General features: G+C 68.3%; 19 protein-coding genes. 7 read left to right on the top strand and 12 right to left on the bottom strand.

Translation table 11 applies throughout. The features are described 5' to 3' along the window. Positions 1-121: 121 nt before the first annotated feature. The 6 genes from ABIC35_RS03490 to ABIC35_RS03465 all read right to left on the bottom strand — a co-directional run bounded on the left by ABIC35_RS03490 (position 122) and on the right by ABIC35_RS03465 (position 6,497). Positions 122-2,311 (bottom strand): sodium-translocating pyrophosphatase, encoded by a 2,190-nt coding sequence (locus ABIC35_RS03490; protein ID WP_121071743.1) that lies wholly within the window; start codon positions 2,309-2,311, stop codon positions 122-124. A 299-nt stretch (positions 2,312-2,610) separates the two neighbouring features. Further along, entirely contained in the window at positions 2,611-3,096 is a 486-nt protein-coding gene (locus ABIC35_RS03485) for a DUF1440 domain-containing protein (RefSeq protein ID WP_121071742.1), read from the bottom strand. Positions 3,097-3,163: 67 nt separating this feature from the next. After that, positions 3,164-4,084, bottom strand: a complete 921-nt coding sequence (locus ABIC35_RS03480) for a TraB/GumN family protein (RefSeq protein WP_121071741.1) — start codon at positions 4,082-4,084, stop codon at positions 3,164-3,166. Positions 4,085-4,147: 63 nt separating this feature from the next. Beyond that, positions 4,148-4,984, bottom strand: a complete 837-nt coding sequence (fghA, locus tag ABIC35_RS03475; protein ID WP_121071740.1) for an S-formylglutathione hydrolase — start codon at positions 4,982-4,984, stop codon at positions 4,148-4,150. Then, on the bottom strand, positions 4,984-5,370 hold the full coding sequence (locus tag ABIC35_RS03470; protein WP_121071739.1) for a VOC family protein: 387 nt from the start codon (positions 5,368-5,370) through the stop codon (positions 4,984-4,986). Before ABIC35_RS03470 ends, fghA begins: the two co-directional genes overlap by 1 nt. 14 nt (positions 5,371-5,384) lie before the next feature. Then, complete coding sequence (locus ABIC35_RS03465) at positions 5,385-6,497, bottom strand: S-(hydroxymethyl)glutathione dehydrogenase/class III alcohol dehydrogenase (protein WP_121071738.1); 1,113 nt, start codon at positions 6,495-6,497, stop codon at positions 5,385-5,387. 163 nt (positions 6,498-6,660) lie between these two features. Here ABIC35_RS03465 and ABIC35_RS03460 point away from each other — a divergent pair, with 163 nt between their 5' ends. The 7 genes from ABIC35_RS03460 to ABIC35_RS03430 all read left to right on the top strand — a co-directional run bounded on the left by ABIC35_RS03460 (position 6,661) and on the right by ABIC35_RS03430 (position 12,344). Next, entirely contained in the window at positions 6,661-7,122 is a 462-nt protein-coding gene (locus tag ABIC35_RS03460) for a DUF4126 domain-containing protein (RefSeq protein WP_121071737.1), read from the top strand. After that, positions 7,119-8,495, top strand: coding sequence for an FAD-containing oxidoreductase (locus ABIC35_RS03455; protein WP_121071736.1), 1,377 nt, complete (start codon positions 7,119-7,121; stop codon positions 8,493-8,495). Before ABIC35_RS03460 ends, ABIC35_RS03455 begins: the two co-directional genes overlap by 4 nt. A gap of 15 nt (positions 8,496-8,510) precedes the next feature. Next, positions 8,511-9,155: a sulfite oxidase-like oxidoreductase gene (locus ABIC35_RS03450; protein WP_121071735.1), complete on the top strand. Its 645-nt coding sequence runs from the start codon at positions 8,511-8,513 to the stop codon at positions 9,153-9,155. Between the two features lie 134 nt (positions 9,156-9,289). Next, positions 9,290-9,652: a response regulator gene (locus tag ABIC35_RS03445; RefSeq protein WP_121078863.1), complete on the top strand. Its 363-nt coding sequence runs from the start codon at positions 9,290-9,292 to the stop codon at positions 9,650-9,652. Continuing rightward, positions 9,649-11,418, top strand: a complete 1,770-nt coding sequence (locus ABIC35_RS03440; protein ID WP_121071734.1) for a PAS domain-containing sensor histidine kinase — start codon at positions 9,649-9,651, stop codon at positions 11,416-11,418. Before ABIC35_RS03445 ends, ABIC35_RS03440 begins: the two co-directional genes overlap by 4 nt. Next, entirely contained in the window at positions 11,415-12,032 is a 618-nt protein-coding gene (locus tag ABIC35_RS03435; protein WP_093294478.1) for a response regulator transcription factor, read from the top strand. The genes ABIC35_RS03440 and ABIC35_RS03435 overlap by 4 nt, the downstream gene beginning before the upstream one ends. A gap of 90 nt (positions 12,033-12,122) precedes the next feature. Continuing rightward, a complete protein-coding gene (locus ABIC35_RS03430; protein ID WP_121071733.1) occupies positions 12,123-12,344 on the top strand; it encodes a hypothetical protein in 222 nt (73 codons plus the stop codon). A gap of 39 nt (positions 12,345-12,383) precedes the next feature. Here the strand turns inward: ABIC35_RS03430 and ABIC35_RS03425 are convergent, their stop codons facing one another. From ABIC35_RS03425 to ABIC35_RS03400, 6 genes are all read right to left on the bottom strand, one after another. Further along, positions 12,384-12,701 (bottom strand): hypothetical protein, encoded by a 318-nt coding sequence (locus tag ABIC35_RS03425; protein ID WP_354278298.1) that lies wholly within the window; start codon positions 12,699-12,701, stop codon positions 12,384-12,386. Continuing rightward, on the bottom strand, positions 12,698-12,910 hold the full coding sequence (locus ABIC35_RS03420; protein WP_354278296.1) for a hypothetical protein: 213 nt from the start codon (positions 12,908-12,910) through the stop codon (positions 12,698-12,700). Before ABIC35_RS03420 ends, ABIC35_RS03425 begins: the two co-directional genes overlap by 4 nt. Before the next feature lie 73 nt (positions 12,911-12,983). Then, a complete protein-coding gene (locus tag ABIC35_RS03415) occupies positions 12,984-13,796 on the bottom strand; it encodes a hypothetical protein (RefSeq protein ID WP_121071732.1) in 813 nt (270 codons plus the stop codon). Positions 13,797-13,890: 94 nt separating this feature from the next. Next, complete coding sequence (locus ABIC35_RS03410) at positions 13,891-14,349, bottom strand: GNAT family N-acetyltransferase (RefSeq protein ID WP_121071731.1); 459 nt, start codon at positions 14,347-14,349, stop codon at positions 13,891-13,893. Continuing rightward, positions 14,346-15,464, bottom strand: a complete 1,119-nt coding sequence (locus tag ABIC35_RS03405; protein ID WP_121071730.1) for a M14 family metallopeptidase — start codon at positions 15,462-15,464, stop codon at positions 14,346-14,348. The genes ABIC35_RS03410 and ABIC35_RS03405 overlap by 4 nt, the downstream gene beginning before the upstream one ends. Continuing rightward, on the bottom strand, positions 15,461-16,072 hold the full coding sequence (locus tag ABIC35_RS03400; RefSeq protein ID WP_354278293.1) for a DUF4136 domain-containing protein: 612 nt from the start codon (positions 16,070-16,072) through the stop codon (positions 15,461-15,463). Before ABIC35_RS03400 ends, ABIC35_RS03405 begins: the two co-directional genes overlap by 4 nt. Positions 16,073-16,125 lie beyond the last annotated feature (53 nt).

Raw genomic sequence — 16,125 nt, 5'->3', positions numbered from 1 at the left:
GAGGCGGACCGCCGCCGAAGGCGGTGGTGGAGGGGGGCTTCCACGGGCGATTCCCTCGCTGTGCTCCCCCTCCACCATGCTTCGCATGGTCCCCCTCCCCGTTCCGGGGAGGATCTTTGCGTCAGTGCGTGCCGCCGCCGGCCAGCGCCGCGAGCAGCAACAGCGCTACGATGTTGGTGATCTTGATCATCGGATTGACCGCAGGCCCCGCCGTGTCCTTGTACGGATCGCCCACCGTGTCGCCGGTCACCGCGGCCTTGTGGGCATCGCTGCCTTTGCCGCCATAGTTGCCGTCCTCGATGTACTTTTTCGCGTTGTCCCAGGCGCCACCGCCGCTGGTCATGGAGATGGCGACGAACAGGCCCGAGACGATCACGCCCAGCAGCATCGCGCCCACCGTGGCGAAGCCCTGTTCCTTGCCCGCCACCGCGGCGATCAGGAAATAGACGATAATCGGGCTCAGCACCGGCAGCAGCGATGGCACGATCATTTCGCGGATCGCCGCCTTGGTGACGATGTCCACCGTGCGGGCATAGTTGGGCCGGCTGGTGCCCGCCATGATGCCCGGATTGTCGCGGAACTGCGCGCGGACATCCTCGACCACCGATCCGGCAGCGCGGCCGACCGCGGTCATGCCGAACGCGCCGAACAGATAGGGGAGCAGCGCGCCGAGCAGCAGGCCGACGATGATGTAGGGGTTGGAGAGCGAGAAGTTGACCGGTCCGGTCAGCCTCAGCGCGTCGCGATAATGGTCGAGGTCGGTCGTGTAGGCGCCGAACAGCACCAGCGCCGCCAGTGCCGCCGAGCCGATCGCATAGCCCTTGGTCACCGCCTTGGTGGTGTTGCCCACCGCGTCGAGCGCGTCGGTCTTGTGGCGGACCTCGTCTTCCAGCCCCGCCATCTCGGCAATGCCACCGGCATTGTCGGTCACCGGACCATAGGCATCGAGCGCGACCACCATGCCCGCCAGCGCCAGCAATGAGGTTGCGGCGAAGGCCACGCCGAGAATGCCCGCGATCTGATAGGTGGCGATCACCGCGACGACGATGACGAGCGTCGGCAACGCGGTCGATTCGAGGCTGATCGCGAGGCCCTGGATGACGTTGGTGCCATGGCCGGTCACCGAGGCCTTGGCGATGGATTTCACCGGGCGGAAGTTGGTGCCGGTGTAATATTCGGTGATCCACACCAGCAGCCCGGTAACGGCCAGGCCGATCATCATGCACCAGAACAGCCCCATGCCGGTGACGGTCGGCATCGCCGCGGCGGCAGCCACGGCATCGGCGGAGAGCGTGCTGCCGTCGAGCAGCGCGCTAGGCTCGCCGAGCGAGGCGATCGAATCCTGCATCCGGCCGCCCAGCACATAGTGGGTGACGCCGTAGATCGCCGGCACCGAGAGGATCACCGTGGTCCAGAAGCCCTTGTAGAGCGCGCCCATGATCGACTGGTTGGCGCCCAGGCGTACCATGTACGTGCCGAGGATCGAGGTGATGATGCACACGCCGCCGACCAGCAGCGGCAGCGCCATCAGCCGGGTGAGCAGCGCCGCATCGACGCCGCGCAGCAGCAGCGCAATGGTGACCATGGTGAGGCCCAGCGTCACGACATAGGTCTCGAACAGATCGGCGGCCATGCCGGCGCAATCGCCGACATTGTCGCCGACATTATCGGCGATCACGGCTGGATTGCGGGGGTCATCCTCCGGAATGCCCGCCTCGACCTTGCCGACGAGATCGGCGCCGACGTCCGCCGCCTTGGTGAAGATGCCACCGCCCAGCCGCGCGAAGATCGAGATCAGCGAGGCGCCGAAGGCGAGCGTGGAAAGGGTGAGGACGACGATGCGATCGCCCGGCGCATGGTGCGCCATGTCCACCAGATACCAGAACAGCACCGCGATCGAGAGCAGCCCGAGGCCCGCCACCAGCATGCCGGTGATCGCGCCCGACCGGAAGGCGAGGGTGAGCCCGCCCTGCAGGCTGCCCCGCGCCGCCTCGGCCGTGCGGACGTTGGCGCGGACCGAGATGTTCATGCCGACAAACCCGGCCACGCCGGACAGGATCGCGCCGATCAGGAAGCCTATGGTGGGGATCAACCCCAGCGTGAGGAACAGCACGACACCCACCACGACGCCGACCACGGCGATGGCGGTGTATTGCCGCGTCAGATAGGCCTTGGCGCCTTCCTGGATCGCGGTGGCGATATCCTGCATCTTGGCGTTGCCCGCCGGTGCACGCAGCACCTGCTGGCTGGTGATGAAGCCATAGGCCACGGCGATCAGGCCGCAGACGATGGCGAAATAGACGATCGTCATAGAGTGACATCCTCCCCTGCAATTGCGGGTCGCGGCGCACGCCGGGTGTATCCGGTCTCGTCCGCGACCCGGGAGGGTATAGCAATAGGGGGTGAGCGCAAGGCGGTTGGGTTTAACCTTCATCCTCCCCCCTCGAGGGGGAGGATAGCGGAGCTTGGCGCGCATGCGCCTAGCGCAGCTTGGAGAGGGTGAGCGGCGGCACAGCCGCCGCGCGATTTGCGCCGCAAATCGCCCCCTCTCCCTCCCACTGCCTCCGGCAGCGGGCCCCTCCCTCCCCCCGGGAGAGGGAGGGGTAGCCATCACCGCACGCCGGCGATGATCCGCCGCACGCCTTCCAGCACCACGCCGTAGACGAGGTGCGACGCCGCGCCGTACGCATGGATCGAGGCCGGCGTCTCGGTGGGCCCGCTGCCGAGCCCCAGCGCCGGCACCGCGCCCTCGTCGAGCAGTGCCGAGGTGACCACCCCATACGCGCCGCCAAACCCGGAAGCCGCTTCCGGCCGATATTCGGTGATCAGCCCGTAGATGCCGCCCAGCACACCGCCGACAATGTAATGCACCGCCTGGCCCGAAGCCTCGCGATAGGGCTCCGGCACCTTGTCGCCCGTCGTCGCCTCGACCACCACATCGGCGGCCTTCACCGTTGCCGGATCGCCGTCGCTCTGATCCTCCTCGGGGATCAGCTTGCTCGCCTGGTTCTGGAACGCGGCCATAGCGGCCGAGGCGACCAGGCCGGCGGTAACGCCCGCGAGCAGGCCGATCAGGGGACGGGGATTCGATGCCATGCGAATTGCTCCAAAAGGGATGCGACACGCGGCCGCATCGGAGGGGAAGCGCGCGCCGCCGGGATCGTCAGTAGCGGACGCGCTCCGCCTTCACCTGATCCCGGGCGAGGAACGCCTGGACACTGTCGGTGCCGGCCAGGTGGCCGGCGCCTACTGCCAAGAACACCGTTCCCGGCTTTTGGAGCCGTGCCTCGATCCATTTCGCCCAGCGCGCATTGCGCTCGGTCAGCAGAATGCGGGCGAGGTCGGGGGTGTCGCGCATGCCTTCGTTCATCGTCGCGCCCAACGCCTCGGGATCGCCGGCTGCCCATTGATCGATCATCTTGCCGAGTTCGGTGCCGAGCTTCGGGTAATCGTCCACCGCCGACGCGAGAAAGGCGATCTGGAGCGACTGCGGCATGCTGGAGAAATAGCCGAGCTGCTGCTCGGCTGTTTCCAGTCCAACGATCGGCTTGCCGGTTTCCTTGGCGGCGGCGGTCAGCACCTTCTCCGCGCCGCTGGCCGGATCATAGCCGAGCTTGGGAAGGCCCGCGACGCTGAGCGTGATGCCGGCGACCCAGGGCTGGAGCATGTCGAAGGCCGCGGGCGGCACGCCGATGTCGGCCATCGCCTTCAGATAGGCGTCACGCTTGTCGGCCGGCAGCTGCTCGGCGATCGGCTTCGACCCCGCCGGCGCCATGGCCGTCTTGACCAGCAGCCCCTGCATCGTCGCGGGATCGGGCTCGATCAGCTCGAGCACCAAAGTGTCGCTCTTGTCGAACGCCGACTTTACCGCCGAATCGAACCAGCTGAGCCCGGGCTTGAGCACATGGACGGTCCCGAACAGATAGATGGTGGTGTCGGCATCCTTGACCACCCACAAGGCCGGATCGGCCGCGCGGCTCTGCACGGCGGGCGCCGCGGCCGGGGCGGCCTGGCCGAGGGCAAGCGGGCTGAACAGCAGCGCTAGCGGCGCGGCGGCGACGGCGAACAGCGACTTCAACTTCACGCCGGAAAACTCCCCCTTATGGGCCGGTGCGGCCCCGCGCCGCACCGGTGTGCTGGTCTCATATCACGCTTTCAGGCGTGCCGCATGCCAGGCGACATGCTCGGCGAGGAAGGTCGAGACGAAATAATAGCTGTGGTCGTAGCCGGGCTGGAGCCGCAGCGTCAGCGGAATGCCGGCGGCGGCGCAGGCATCGGCCAGCAGCTGGGGGCGGAGCTGGTCCACGAGAAAGCTGTCGGCATCGCCCTGGTCGACCAGCAGCTCGGGCAGGCGCGCGCCGTCCTCGATCAGCGCCACGGCGTCATGGGTGCGCCATGCCGCGGGGTTGTCGCCGAGATAGCCGCCAAGTGCCTTCTGACCCCAGCCAACCTGGCTGGGTGCGACGATCGGGGCGAACGCCGAGACGCTGCGGAAGCGTTCGGGATTGCGCAGGCCGATGGTCAGCGCGCCGTGCCCGCCCATCGAATGGCCGGTGATCCCCTGTCGGGTCAGGTCGGCCATCGGGAACTGCTCGGCGAGCAGCGCGGGCAGCTCGTCCTCGACATAGCTGCGCATGTGGAAATGCTCGGCCCAAGGGGCCTCGGTCGCGTCGACATAGAAGCCGGCGCCCTGGCCGAAATCATAGTCGGGCACGTCGATCACGCCCTCGCCGCGCGGGGAGGTGTCCGGCGCGACGAAGATCACCCCAGCCTCGGCGCAGGCGCGGCGATACTCGCCCTTTTCGGTGACGTTGGCGTGGGTGCAGGTGAGGCCCGACAGATACCAGAGCACCGGCAGCTTCGCACCCTCGGCATGCGGCGGCACATAGACCGAGAAGGTCATCGGCGTGCCCGTCGCGGCGGAGGCGTGGCGATACACGCCCTGCACCCCACCGAACGCCTTGTGCGTCGACAGCGTTTCCATCAACCGCGAACCGGGTGGACGGCGCAGATCTTGTTGCCGGCCGGATCGCGCAGATAGGCGAGGTAGAGCTTGCGGCCGCCGGTCGCCTCGCGGATGCCCGGGGGATCCTCGATCGCGGTGCCGCCATGCGCCAGGCCCGCGGCCTGCCAGGCATCGACTATCTCGGGGCTCTTGGCGTGGAAGCCGATCGTGCTGCCATTGGCGCAGCTGGCCGGCTGGCCGTTGATCGGGCGGGTGATCATCAGACGGCCGCCGTCATGCGTGTAATGGACGCGCCCGCGCTCATCCACCACGCCTTCCGGCCCGCCGAGCGCGGCCAGCGTCGCGTCGTAAAAGGCCTTGGCCGCGTCGATATCGTCGGCGCCGAGCATCACATGGGTGAACATCGCTTGCGCTCCTCTCAGTAGACGACGACGCTGCGGATGCTCTCGCCCGCATGCATCAGGTCGAAGCCTTTGTTGATCTCTTCCAGCGTCAGCACGTGGGTGATCATCGGGTCGATCGCGATCTTGCCGTTCATGTACCAGTCGACGATCTTCGGCACGTCGGTCCGGCCCTTGGCGCCGCCGAACGCGGTGCCCTTCCAGACGCGGCCGGTGACCAGCTGGAACGGGCGGGTGCTGATCTCCTTGCCCGCCTCGGCCACGCCGATGATGATCGATTCGCCCCAGCCGCGATGGCAGCATTCGAGCGCGGTGCGCATCACCTCGGTGTTGCCGGTCGCGTCGAAGCTATAGTCGGCGCCGCCGTCGGTCAGCTCGACCACCTTGGCGACGATCGCTTCGCGCGACATGCCCTTGGTGTTGAGGAAGTGGGTCATGCCGAACTTGCGGCCCCATTCCTCGCGGTCCGGATTGACGTCGATGCCGATGATCTGGCCCGCACCCGCGAGGCGTGCGCCCTGGATCACGTTGAGGCCGATGCCGCCGAGGCCGAACACGACGACTGTTTCGCCGACCTGCACCTTGGCGGTGTTGACCACCGCGCCGACGCCGGTGGTGACGCCGCAGCCGATATAGCAGCTCGTCTGGAACGGCGCGTCCTCGCGGATCTTGGCCACCGCGATCTCGGGCAGCACGGTGAAATTCGAAAAGGTCGAGCAGCCCATGTAATGGAAGATCGGCTGGCCCTTGTAGCTGAAGCGGGTGGTCCCGTCCGGCATCAGCCCCTTGCCCTGGGTGGCGCGGATCGCGGTGCACAGGTTGGTCTTGCCGCTGAGGCACGACTTACACTGGCGGCATTCCGGCGTGTAGAGCGGGATCACATGGTCGCCGGGCTTCACGCTGGTGACGCCGGCGCCCACCTCGCGGACGATGCCGGCGCCTTCATGGCCCAGCACCGAGGGAAACAGGCCCTCGGAATCGAGGCCGTCCAGCGTGTAGGCATCGGTGTGGCACAGGCCGGTGGCCATGATCTCGACCAGCACTTCGCCGGGCTTGGGGCCCTCCAGATCGAGTTCGACGATCTCCAGCGGCTTCTTCGCTTCGAAGGCGACGGCGGCGCGGGTCTTCATGGCCGGTTCTCCTGATGGGCTTGGTTGGGCCGCCTGATCCTTCAATCGGTGGCGGGTTGCAACCCGTGGCGGTTCGTTTCGTTGGCGGCGGGGGCATACCCAAGTGCAGTTGCGCAGGCGCGCAGAAAGGCGCTGGGTGGTGCCGTTATTGGGAGTCCTGCCGATGCCGCCCCTCGTCCTCGCGCTGTTGATCGGCATCGTCGCCGGCATGCGCACCATGACCGCGCCGACCGCGATCGCCTGGGCGGCCTATGCCGGCTGGCTGCCGCTCGGCGGCACCTGGCTCGGCTGGATGGGCTGGTGGGGCACGCCGTGGATCTTCACGGCGCTCGCTATCGGCGAATATGTCGCCGACAAGCTGCCGACCACACCCAGCCGCAAGTCGCCGCCTGGGTTCATCGGCCGGACGATTTCGGGTGCGCTGTGCGGTGCGGCGATCGGGCTGGCGGCGAGTTCGCTGCCTTTGTGCCTCGCCGCCGGCGTCATCGGTGCGGTGATCGGCACCTTCGGCGGCTATGTGGCGCGGATGGGATTGTGCCGCGCCTTCGGTACCGACCTGCCTGCCGCGCTCGTCGAGGATCTTGCGGCGATCGGCGTCGCGGCCTTCGTGGCGGCCTCGCTATGAGCCGCAAGTTCGATGCGATCGTGATCGGCGCAGGGCAGGCGGGGACGCCGCTCGCCGGGCGGTTGAGCGATGCGGGCATGTCGGTGGCGCTGGTCGAGCGGCATTTGCTCGGCGGCACCTGCGTCAATACTGGCTGCAAACCGACCAAGACGCTGGTCGCCAGCGCCTATGCCGCGCATATGGCAAGGCGCGCCGCCGATTTCGGCGTGACCATCGGCGGCGAGGTCGGCATCGACTTCGCCAAGGTCCGCGCGCGGGCCGACAAGATCTCCGCAGACTCGCGGGCGTCGCTGCAGCGCTGGATCGACGGCATGGCGCATTGCACGCTGTTCTTCGGCCAGGCGGTGTTCGAATCGCCGCACCGGGTGCGGGTGGGCGACGAAGTGCTGGAGGCGGATCGCATCTTCCTCAACGTCGGCGGCCGTGCGCTGGTGCCGGACATGCCGGGCGTGGAGGACGTGCCGTTCCTCACCAACAGCACGATCCTCAAGCTCGACGCGGTGCCGCGCCATCTGGTGGTGGTCGGCGGCAGCTATATCGGGCTGGAGTTCGGCCAGATGTTCCGCCGCTTCGGCGCAGAGGTGACGATCGTCGAGAAGGGCCCCAAGCTGATCGGCCGCGAGGATCCCGAAATTTCCGACGCGGTGCGCGACATCCTGGAGGCGGAAGGCATCGCGGTCCGCACCGGGGCAGAGTGCATCCGCTTCGCGGCGCAGGGTGAGGACGTACTGGTCGGCGTCGATTGCCACGAGGGCAGCCCCGAAGTGCTCGGCAGCCATGTGCTGCTCGCGGTCGGGCGCGTGCCCAACACCGACGACCTAAGCCTCGACGCGGCGGGCGTGGCGACCGACGCGCGCGGCTATGTGCAGGTCGACGATCGGCTGCGCACCAATGTCGAACACATCTGGGCGATGGGCGACTGCAACGGCCGCGGCGCCTTCACCCATACCGCGTATAACGACTTCGAGATCGTCGCCGACAACCTGCTCGACGGTGCCGACCGCAAGGTGACCGACCGTATCCCCGCCTATGCACTCTACATCGATCCCCCGCTCGGCCGCGTCGGCATGGGCGAGGCCGAGGCGAAGAAGGCGGGCCATCGCATCGAGGTCGGCAAGCGGCCGATGACGCGAGTCGGCCGCGCGGTGGAGAAGGACGAATCGCTCGGCTTCATGAAGCTCGTCAGCGATGCGGACAGCGGCCAAATCCTCGGCGGTGCGATCCTCGGCACCAGCGGCGACGAGGCGATTCACGGCGTGCTCGACCTGATGGTGAAGCAGGGCACCGCCACCGATCTCGCGCACGCGGTGCATATCCATCCGACCGTGTCCGAGCTATTGCCGACCATCGCCGGCGAGCGGAAGCCGGCCTGACGAGGGAAGCACCGGATGGACGAGGACAGCAAGCTTACCCGCTCCAAGCGCGCCTGGGCCGAGGCGGGCAAGTTCCTCACCGGCCGCACGTCGCGCCCCGAGGCGGAGCGCCTGCCGCCCGGCCAGCATCTCGTCACCAACTGGCCGGTGCTCGATCTCGGCCGCCAGCCCGAGGTGCGGCCCGAGCGCTGGCGGCTCACCATCGACGGCATGGTCGCCCGGCCGCTGACGCTCGACTGGCCTAGCTTCGAGGCGCTCGCCACCGACGAGCGCCTCAGCGACATCCACTGCGTCACCAGCTGGTCGCGCTACGACAATCGCTGGGCGGGCGTCGCCACGGCGCGGCTGCTGGAGATGGTCGAGCCCCGCGAGGAAGCCGAGGCGGTGATGCTCCACGGCTATGACGGCTATACCACCAACCTGCTGCTCGCCGACTTCGCCGCGCCCGACGCACTGGTCGCGCATCGCTGGGAGGGCAAGCCGCTCCACCGCGACCATGGCGGCCCGGCGCGGCTGGTGGTGCCGCATCTCTATTTCTGGAAGAGCGCCAAGTGGATTTCGCGCATCGAGGTGATCGGGCGCGACCGGCCGGGCTTCTGGGAAGTGAACGGCTATCACCTGCGCGGCGATCCCTGGGCCGAGGAACGCTATTCGCGCTAAGCCGAGCGCCAATACGTAGCTATCCGCATGACGCTGCAGATGCGGGCCGCATATTTTGGCCCCATGCGTTCTAGCGTCTGCCTTTCGTGCCTCTTCCTGCCGCCCCTGGTGCGTGCATGAAGGAGGGCGTCCCCATGCCGAGCCGCGCCCCGCGCGAGCGCGTGCTGCTGGTCGATTCGCAGGACGATTCGCGCCGCGCGCTGCAACTGCTGCTCCAGGGCTGCGGGATGGAGGTGCGCGCCTTCGCCTCCGCCGCCGCGGCGATGGCCGAAGCGACGCTCGACCAGATCCGCACCCTGCTGATCGCGCGCGAGCTGTCCGATGGCGATGCCATCCACTTGCTCCGGCAGCTCGCCATGCGCGGCTGGAAGGGGCGGGCGATCCTGATCGGCCAGAGCCATGCCGAGCTCGACGACGAGGCCCGCGCCGCCGGCTTCGCGCATGTGGTGAAGAAGCCGGTCGGCCGACTCGAGCTGCTCGGCGCGCTCGCGCGATGAACTTTCCGCTGCCGCAGTTCGACATACCGGCGCCGGTGACGCTGGGCGATCGGGTGCGGCGGCGCATTCCCGAGGCGATGGCGACGCTGTTGCTGCTCGTCTCCGGCCTCGCGCTGGCGCCGCTGGTGTCCCGTGGCGAGCGCTATGTGCTGGTCGGCGTGCTGCTCGCCTGGGCCGCGGCGATCCTGCTGCTCGCCTCGTATAGCCGCGCGCTGCGTCGTCGCCTGCGTGCCGAGGAGGCGGATGCGCGCCGCCGTGCCGACCGCGCCGACGAACTTGCCGCCGAGCTCAACCTGCTGATCGACGGCGCGGTCGGCTATGCGATCTACACCGTCGATCCCAAGGGCCGCGTCTCCTTCTGGAACGAAGGTGCCGAGCGGCTGAAGGGATGGCGCGAGGACGAGGTGCTCGGTCGCGACATCGGGCTGTTCTATCCGGCTTCGGCGGTGGCGGCGGGCAAGCCGCGCGCCGATCTCGACGCCGCGCTGCGCGACGGCAAACTCGAGGAAGAGGACTGGCGGCTCCGCAAGGACGGCAGCGAGTTCCTGGCGCAGGTGCTGATCACCCCCTTGCGTGGCCCGGACGGGCGGCTGCGTGGCTTCGGCAAGGTGATCCGCGACATCACCGAACAGCGCGCCAGCGAGCGCCAGGCGACCGCCGCCGCCAACCATCTCCGCTCGATCCTGGCGACCGTGCTCGACGCGATGGTGATCATCGACGAGCGCGGCAACATCGTCTCGTTCAGCGCCGCCGCCGAGCGGATGTTCGGCTATGCCGAGGACGAGGTGGTCGGCGCCAATGTCAGCCTGCTGATGCCAGCCGGCGATGGGGCGCGGCACGACGGCTATATCCGCCGCTATCTCGAAACCGGCGAGCGCCGGATCATCGGCACCGGCCGCACCGTCACCGGGCGGCGGCGCGACGGATCGACCTTTCCGATCGAGCTGTCGGTCGGCGAGGCGATGACCGAGGGCGAGCGCGTCTTCACCGGCTTCATCCGCGACCTCAGCGACAAACAGCGCGCCGAGCAGCGGATCGAGGAACTGCGCTCGGGCCTGATCCACGCGGCGCGGGTGAGCGCGATGGGCACCATGGCCTCGACCCTGGCGCACGAGCTCAACCAGCCGATCACCGCGGTGGTGAACTATGTGCGCGGCGTCTCCAACCTGCTCGACGCGGGCGATCCGGAGGACCTGCCGATGATCCGCGAGGCGCTCGACGATACCGCGCAGGAGGCGCTGCGGGCGGGCACCATCGTCCGCCGGCTGCGCGAATTCGTCGCCCGCGGCGAGGTGGAGAAGAGCGTCGAGCAGATCCCCGACCTGGTCGACGAAGCCTGCAAGCTGGCGCTGATCGGCGCGCGCGAGAAGGGCGTCGTCGCGGAGTTCCTGTTCGATCCCGCCGCCGGGCCGGTGCTGGTTGATCGCATCCAGATCCAGCAGGTGCTGATCAATCTGATGCGCAATGCGATCGAGGCGATGGCCGACGTGCCCGAGCGGCGGCTGACCATCTCCAGCCGGTTGGAGACGCCTGGATTCGTGCGGGTGACGGTGGCGGATACCGGCCCCGGCGTCGCCGCAGAGGTCGCCGAGGACCTGTTCCGCGCCTTCCACAGCACCAAGGCCGACGGCATGGGCCTCGGCCTCTCTATTTGCCGCACGATCGTCGAGGCCAATGGCGGCCGCATCTGGCTGGAGCCGCGCGAGGGCGGCGGCAGTTGCTTCCACTTCACCCTCGTCCATGTAGAAGAAGGGAATACCGTGTGACCGACAAACGCCTCGTCCATATCGTCGACGACGAGGATGGCGTCCGCCGTTCCGCCAGCTTCATGCTCAAGACCTCGGGCTTTGCGGTGCAGACCTGGCCCTCGGGCGTTGCGTTCCTCAAGGAAGCGCGGCATGTCGAGCCCGGCTGCGTGCTGCTCGACGTGCGCATGCCCGAGATGGACGGGCTGGAGGTGCAGCAGGAATTGCACGCGCGCGGCATTGCGCTGCCGGTGATCGTGCTGACCGGCCATGGCGACGTCTCGCTGGCGGTGAAGGCGATGAAGGCCGGCGCGGTCGACTTCCTCGAAAAGCCAATGGAGAGCCGCGCGCTGATCGACGCGATCAACCGCGGCTTCGAGCGGCTGGAGGCCGCCGAGGACGTCAAGACCCGCGCCGCCGACGCCGAGACGCTGCTCGGCGCGCTGACCGTGCGCGAGCGCGAGGTGCTGGACGGGCTGGCGCAGGGCTATCCCAACAAGACCATCGCCTATGACCTCGGCATCTCGGCGCGGACGGTGGAAGTGCACCGCGCCAATGTGATGGCGAAGCTGGGCGCGAAGAGCCTGTCCGAAGCGCTCAGAATCGCGTTCGCAGCGGGCATGGGCGCAAGTTAAACGATTGCACAGCCGTGCATCTTTGGCGCGGTCGTGATAGAATCGAGGGACTCGGGAAAAGTACGGAATCACGCACGCTGAGGAGCGGGAATGATGACGATGCACTGCGAACCGAACGCCATGGCAGCGGTGCTGCCGGAAGTGGAAGAGAGCCTGCGGTCCTGGTCGTCGGGCCTGTTCACCGCCTGGTGCGACGCGGTGGTGACGCCGTGGAACCTGGTCCCGCAGCCCACCACCCATGAGGTGAGCCGCGGCGATCGGCTGACCATCCCCGAAGCGCTGGAGAGCGGGGCGCTGTCGCTGTTCGACTGAGGTGCGCGGCAGGGAAAGGCCGGTTCTCGGCAAACGTGCTCACCGGCGCAGATTGTTCTCGCGGTAGAAAGCGTCGATCGCGCGGGCCGAGGCAAGCAGGGCCTTCGGCAGGGTGATGTCTTCGAACATCCGTCGATAGCGCGCGCGGTTGGCGCGGGTGGCGATGAGGATGTGGTGCAGCATGTCCCACTTCACGCTGTCTCGCCCGCCGGCAAGCGCGCCGTGCCGTTCGCGTTCGAACCAGCAGCGCCGGACGTAGCGGTAGAGGCTGACTGAGGTCGGCACGTCGAGCAGCAGCACGCCGGTCGCCCGCGCGAGGCGTTGCGACAGCAGCCGGGTATAGTTGCCCTCGATCACCCAGCGGTCGCCGAGGATTGCCGCATCGTGCAGGGCGACGAAGTCGTCGGCCGGGCGGGGAGCCAGTCGGTATGGGGAAGGTGGTGGAGCTGATCGAGATGGATCGGCGGCAGCCCGCGCGCGGCGGCGATCGCGAAGGCCAGCGTGGACTTGCCGCTGTTCGACGGCCCGAGGATGCAGAGGCGCGGTCCCAGGTCGTCGAGGGTCATCGGGGATGCTCCCGTGCTGGCGGTTGCGTCTTTGACGTCCTGCGATACCAAGCCCGCGCGTCGAGCGGCGCGGCTACAGGATTTCCCGTCCGAGCACCTTCTTTACAAAGCGGGTGCGGCCCTTCTCTTGCCCGTCGTCGGGGCAGGTGCCGGTGACCCGCGTCGCATGGATCGCGCCGCGATCGGCGCGGAGCAGCAGCTTGGTTTCCTCCTCGGCGCCGTGATCGCCGCAAGGCCAGTCGGCAAGCTCGGCAGGGCGCGGGTTGCGGGCTAGCGCCTCCCATTGCCAGCGATAGAGCGCCAAGGGTCGTTCGGGGTGTTCGGCGCTGGTCAGCGCATGAAGGCCGGGATGCGCGCGCGACGTGCCGACCGCCACCATCAACTGCTTGCCGCAGGGAGGCGTGTCGATCTGGAGCAGGAATTCGCCGACGACGCCGTCATGGTCATAGTCGGCGAGATTCAGGATCGGCACCGCCGGCCGTGCACGGATGGCTTTCGTCGTCACCTTGCGGGCGACATCGTTCGAATCGTACGGCCAGCGCGGGATGGTGGCGAGACCGTCCTCGCTCGGCATCATCTCGGAGCCGGCGAACAGGGGCGCCAGCCGCATCCGCTCTGGCGGGGCGCCTGGGCGCTGCCGTTCCAGCACCAGGTCGCCGGTCTGCGCATAGGCGATGCCGCTGCACGGGCAAGTCGCCGCGCTGTCAGGGTCCTGGGGGCCGCAGTCTACGGCGTCATGCGGCGGCCCGCGCCAGATGAGCCGCCATACCTCCTGCACACCGCCAACGGTGACGCGTCGCTCCTCGCGCACGATCTCCTTGCCGGGGGCATCGAGCAGCGGGGCGGCGACCAGCGCCAGCAGGGCGAGTAGGGGGCGGAACGGCATGGGCGTGGTATGCCACTCGCCGCGGGGGCCGGGAAGCTGCTTGTCGCTACGCTGACAATGACGGGTTGAGGCGGGCTGATGTGGGTCGGAAAGCTCAGAGCACCAGCGTGAGAAAACGACTATGCGGGTCTTCCACATAGCTGCCGAAGGGCGGGCAGGGGGCGAAGCCGTAGCGCGTGTAGAGCCGGATCGCCGGTTCAAACGCCGGCGCGGTGCCCGTCTCCAGGCTCAGCCGCGTCAGCCCGCGCGCCCAGGCGACGGCCAGGATATGCTCCAGCACCGCCGCGCCGACGCCCTTGCCGAGCTGCGCCGGCACGGTGCGCATCGACTTCACTTCGCCGTGGGTCGCATCCAGCTGCTTGAGCGCGCCCATGCCGAGCAGGTCCTCGCCCGTCCAGGCGCTCCAGAAGGTGATGTCCGCCGCCTGGAGGCCCGACAGGTCGAGGAAGTGGCAGCTCCCGGCCGGCGAGTTGGCGAGCATGCCCGAAGCGTGCAGGCGCAGGAGATCCTGCACCTGCGGCTCGTCCAGCCCGCCTTCCCGGATCGTGATCACAGCGTGTCGATCATCCCGGCCAGCGTCTCGAGGCAGGCATGGGCGAGCAGCTTGCTGCGGATCGGCGACCAGCCGAACTCCGGGTCGGCATTCGCGTCATGGTCCTTGAACGGCATTTCCAGCGTCATCGACACCGCGCCGAACCGCTCGGCGAGCTGGTTGGTCGACATGGCGAGGTTGGCCTTGCCCGGGGGCGACTTGTCATAGCCGAGCTCGGTCTGGAAATCGGGGGTGTGCGCCGCGAGGCGACGGCCGAACTCGTAGAATTTCTCGCCTAGTTCGTCGGTCCAGCTGGGGATGCCCTCGAAGCCGGCAAGGAAGTTGGCGGGGATCGCCTCGTCGCCGTGGACGTCCATCGCGAAATGCACGCCGGTTTCGTCCATCGCGTTGCGCACCGCCAGCACTTCCGGGCTGCGCTCCGGCGTCGGCGTGTGCCATTCGCGGTTGAGGTTCACCCCCGCCGCGTTGGTGCGTAGATGGCCGCGGCGCGAGCCGTCCGGGTTCATGTTGGGCACGCAGTGGAAGGTCGCCTTGCTGCGGAGCGCCTGCGCCACCGCATTGTCCTCGTCGGTGAGGAACTCCAGCGCACCTTCCATCCACCATTCCGCCATGCTCTCGCCCGGATGCTGGCGGGCATAGAGCCAGACCTGCTTCGGGCCCTCGCCCATGCTGAGGCAGTCGATCGGCTGGCCGTCCAGCGTTGTGCCAAGCTGGCGGTGGGTCACGCCCTCCTGGAGCGCGATGCGGCTGACCAGATCGTGGTGCCGCTCCATCGAATAGGGCGCGAAGTAGGCGAACCAGGTGAGGTCCGTCTGGAAATGATGGGTGAAGCTGAGCACGCCGCCGGCATAGTCGGTATCGGTCATCCGCCACGATTCGCGGTCGGCCGACCAGCGCGCCTTGTAGCCCGGCCAGCCGAAGGGATAGGCCGAGCTGCCCGCATTGAGGATGCGGAAGGTCAGCGTCCGCCCCTTCGCGCCCGCGACGCGGAAATGGAACCACTGGAAGAAGTCCGACTGGTGATCGAGGACGATCTCGCAGTCGACCCGGTCGCCTTCGATGGCGACCACGCGGATGTTGCCGCTGTCGAACGCGGCGCTGATCTGGATGCTCATTTGACCGTCGTAGTGATCCCGGACTCGCCGGGGAAGTCCTTGAACAGCGCAGCGGCGAGTCGCTGGGCGGTGGCGGCGGGCTGGTTGTCCTTGATGCCGACGCCCGTGGTCTCGGCGCGGCCTTCCCAGATCACGTTCTCGCCGGCGCGGCGGCGCAGCTGCACCCAGAGCTGCGAGACGAGGATCTCGTTCTGCTTGCGCTTGCCCAGCCCGAAGGAGAAGCTGCCGCCCAGCCCCACGCCGCCGCCCCGGCCGCCGCCGAAGCTGCCGCCGCCGAGACCGACCGAGACCGGCGACGGTTCGCGGACCACGCCGCGCGAAGTACGGGTGAAGGAGACCGAGGCGATATAGCCTGCCGGGCGATCGCTGCTGGCGGGGACATAGCCCTGCTTGTTCAGCTCCGCCTGCACCGCGTCCGCATAGGCGCGGAATTCGGGGGTGACGTCCATCGCGCCGGTCATCGGCACGACGGAGACGGTGGTACGCTCGAACGGCTCGCTGAGGTGATAGCGGGTGACGTCGATCGGCGGGCGGGCGCCGGTGGTGGTGCAGCCGGCGGCCAGCGCGGGCAGGGTGGCGAGCAGGGCAAGACGCAGATACGGATTCACGAACACGCACTCCTGTTTCGTGGGCGCAACGGGTCTATCCTGCCGGCACGGGC

The sequence above is a fragment of the Sphingomonas trueperi genome (assembly GCF_040545965.1).
In the GTDB taxonomy this organism is placed as follows: Bacteria; Pseudomonadota; Alphaproteobacteria; order Sphingomonadales; family Sphingomonadaceae; genus Sphingomonas; species Sphingomonas trueperi_C.
The sequence above is the reverse complement of the archived record's forward strand: the minus strand, read 5'-3'. Positions and strand labels throughout refer to the sequence as shown.

Excerpts from the sequence above, each read along its gene's own strand:
- ABIC35_RS03490 (WP_121071743.1), bottom strand. The coding sequence starts at position 2,311 with ATGACGATCGTCTATTTCGCCATCGTCTGCGGCCTGATCGCCGTGGCC.
- ABIC35_RS03485 (WP_121071742.1), bottom strand. The coding sequence starts at position 3,096 with ATGGCATCGAATCCCCGTCCCCTGATCGGCCTGCTCGCGGGCGTTACC.
- fghA (WP_121071740.1), bottom strand. The coding sequence starts at position 4,984 with ATGGAAACGCTGTCGACGCACAAGGCGTTCGGTGGGGTGCAGGGCGTG.
- ABIC35_RS03470 (WP_121071739.1), bottom strand. The coding sequence starts at position 5,370 with ATGTTCACCCATGTGATGCTCGGCGCCGACGATATCGACGCGGCCAAG.
- ABIC35_RS03465 (WP_121071738.1), bottom strand. The coding sequence starts at position 6,497 with ATGAAGACCCGCGCCGCCGTCGCCTTCGAAGCGAAGAAGCCGCTGGAG.
- ABIC35_RS03460 (WP_121071737.1), top strand. The coding sequence starts at position 6,661 with ATGCCGCCCCTCGTCCTCGCGCTGTTGATCGGCATCGTCGCCGGCATG.
- ABIC35_RS03455 (WP_121071736.1), top strand. The coding sequence starts at position 7,119 with ATGAGCCGCAAGTTCGATGCGATCGTGATCGGCGCAGGGCAGGCGGGG.
- ABIC35_RS03450 (WP_121071735.1), top strand. The coding sequence starts at position 8,511 with ATGGACGAGGACAGCAAGCTTACCCGCTCCAAGCGCGCCTGGGCCGAG.
- ABIC35_RS03445 (WP_121078863.1), top strand. The coding sequence starts at position 9,290 with ATGCCGAGCCGCGCCCCGCGCGAGCGCGTGCTGCTGGTCGATTCGCAG.
- ABIC35_RS03440 (WP_121071734.1), top strand. The coding sequence starts at position 9,649 with ATGAACTTTCCGCTGCCGCAGTTCGACATACCGGCGCCGGTGACGCTG.
- ABIC35_RS03430 (WP_121071733.1), top strand. The coding sequence starts at position 12,123 with ATGATGACGATGCACTGCGAACCGAACGCCATGGCAGCGGTGCTGCCG.
- ABIC35_RS03420 (WP_354278296.1), bottom strand. The coding sequence starts at position 12,910 with ATGACCCTCGACGACCTGGGACCGCGCCTCTGCATCCTCGGGCCGTCG.
- ABIC35_RS03415 (WP_121071732.1), bottom strand. The coding sequence starts at position 13,796 with ATGCCGTTCCGCCCCCTACTCGCCCTGCTGGCGCTGGTCGCCGCCCCG.
- ABIC35_RS03405 (WP_121071730.1), bottom strand. The coding sequence starts at position 15,464 with ATGAGCATCCAGATCAGCGCCGCGTTCGACAGCGGCAACATCCGCGTG.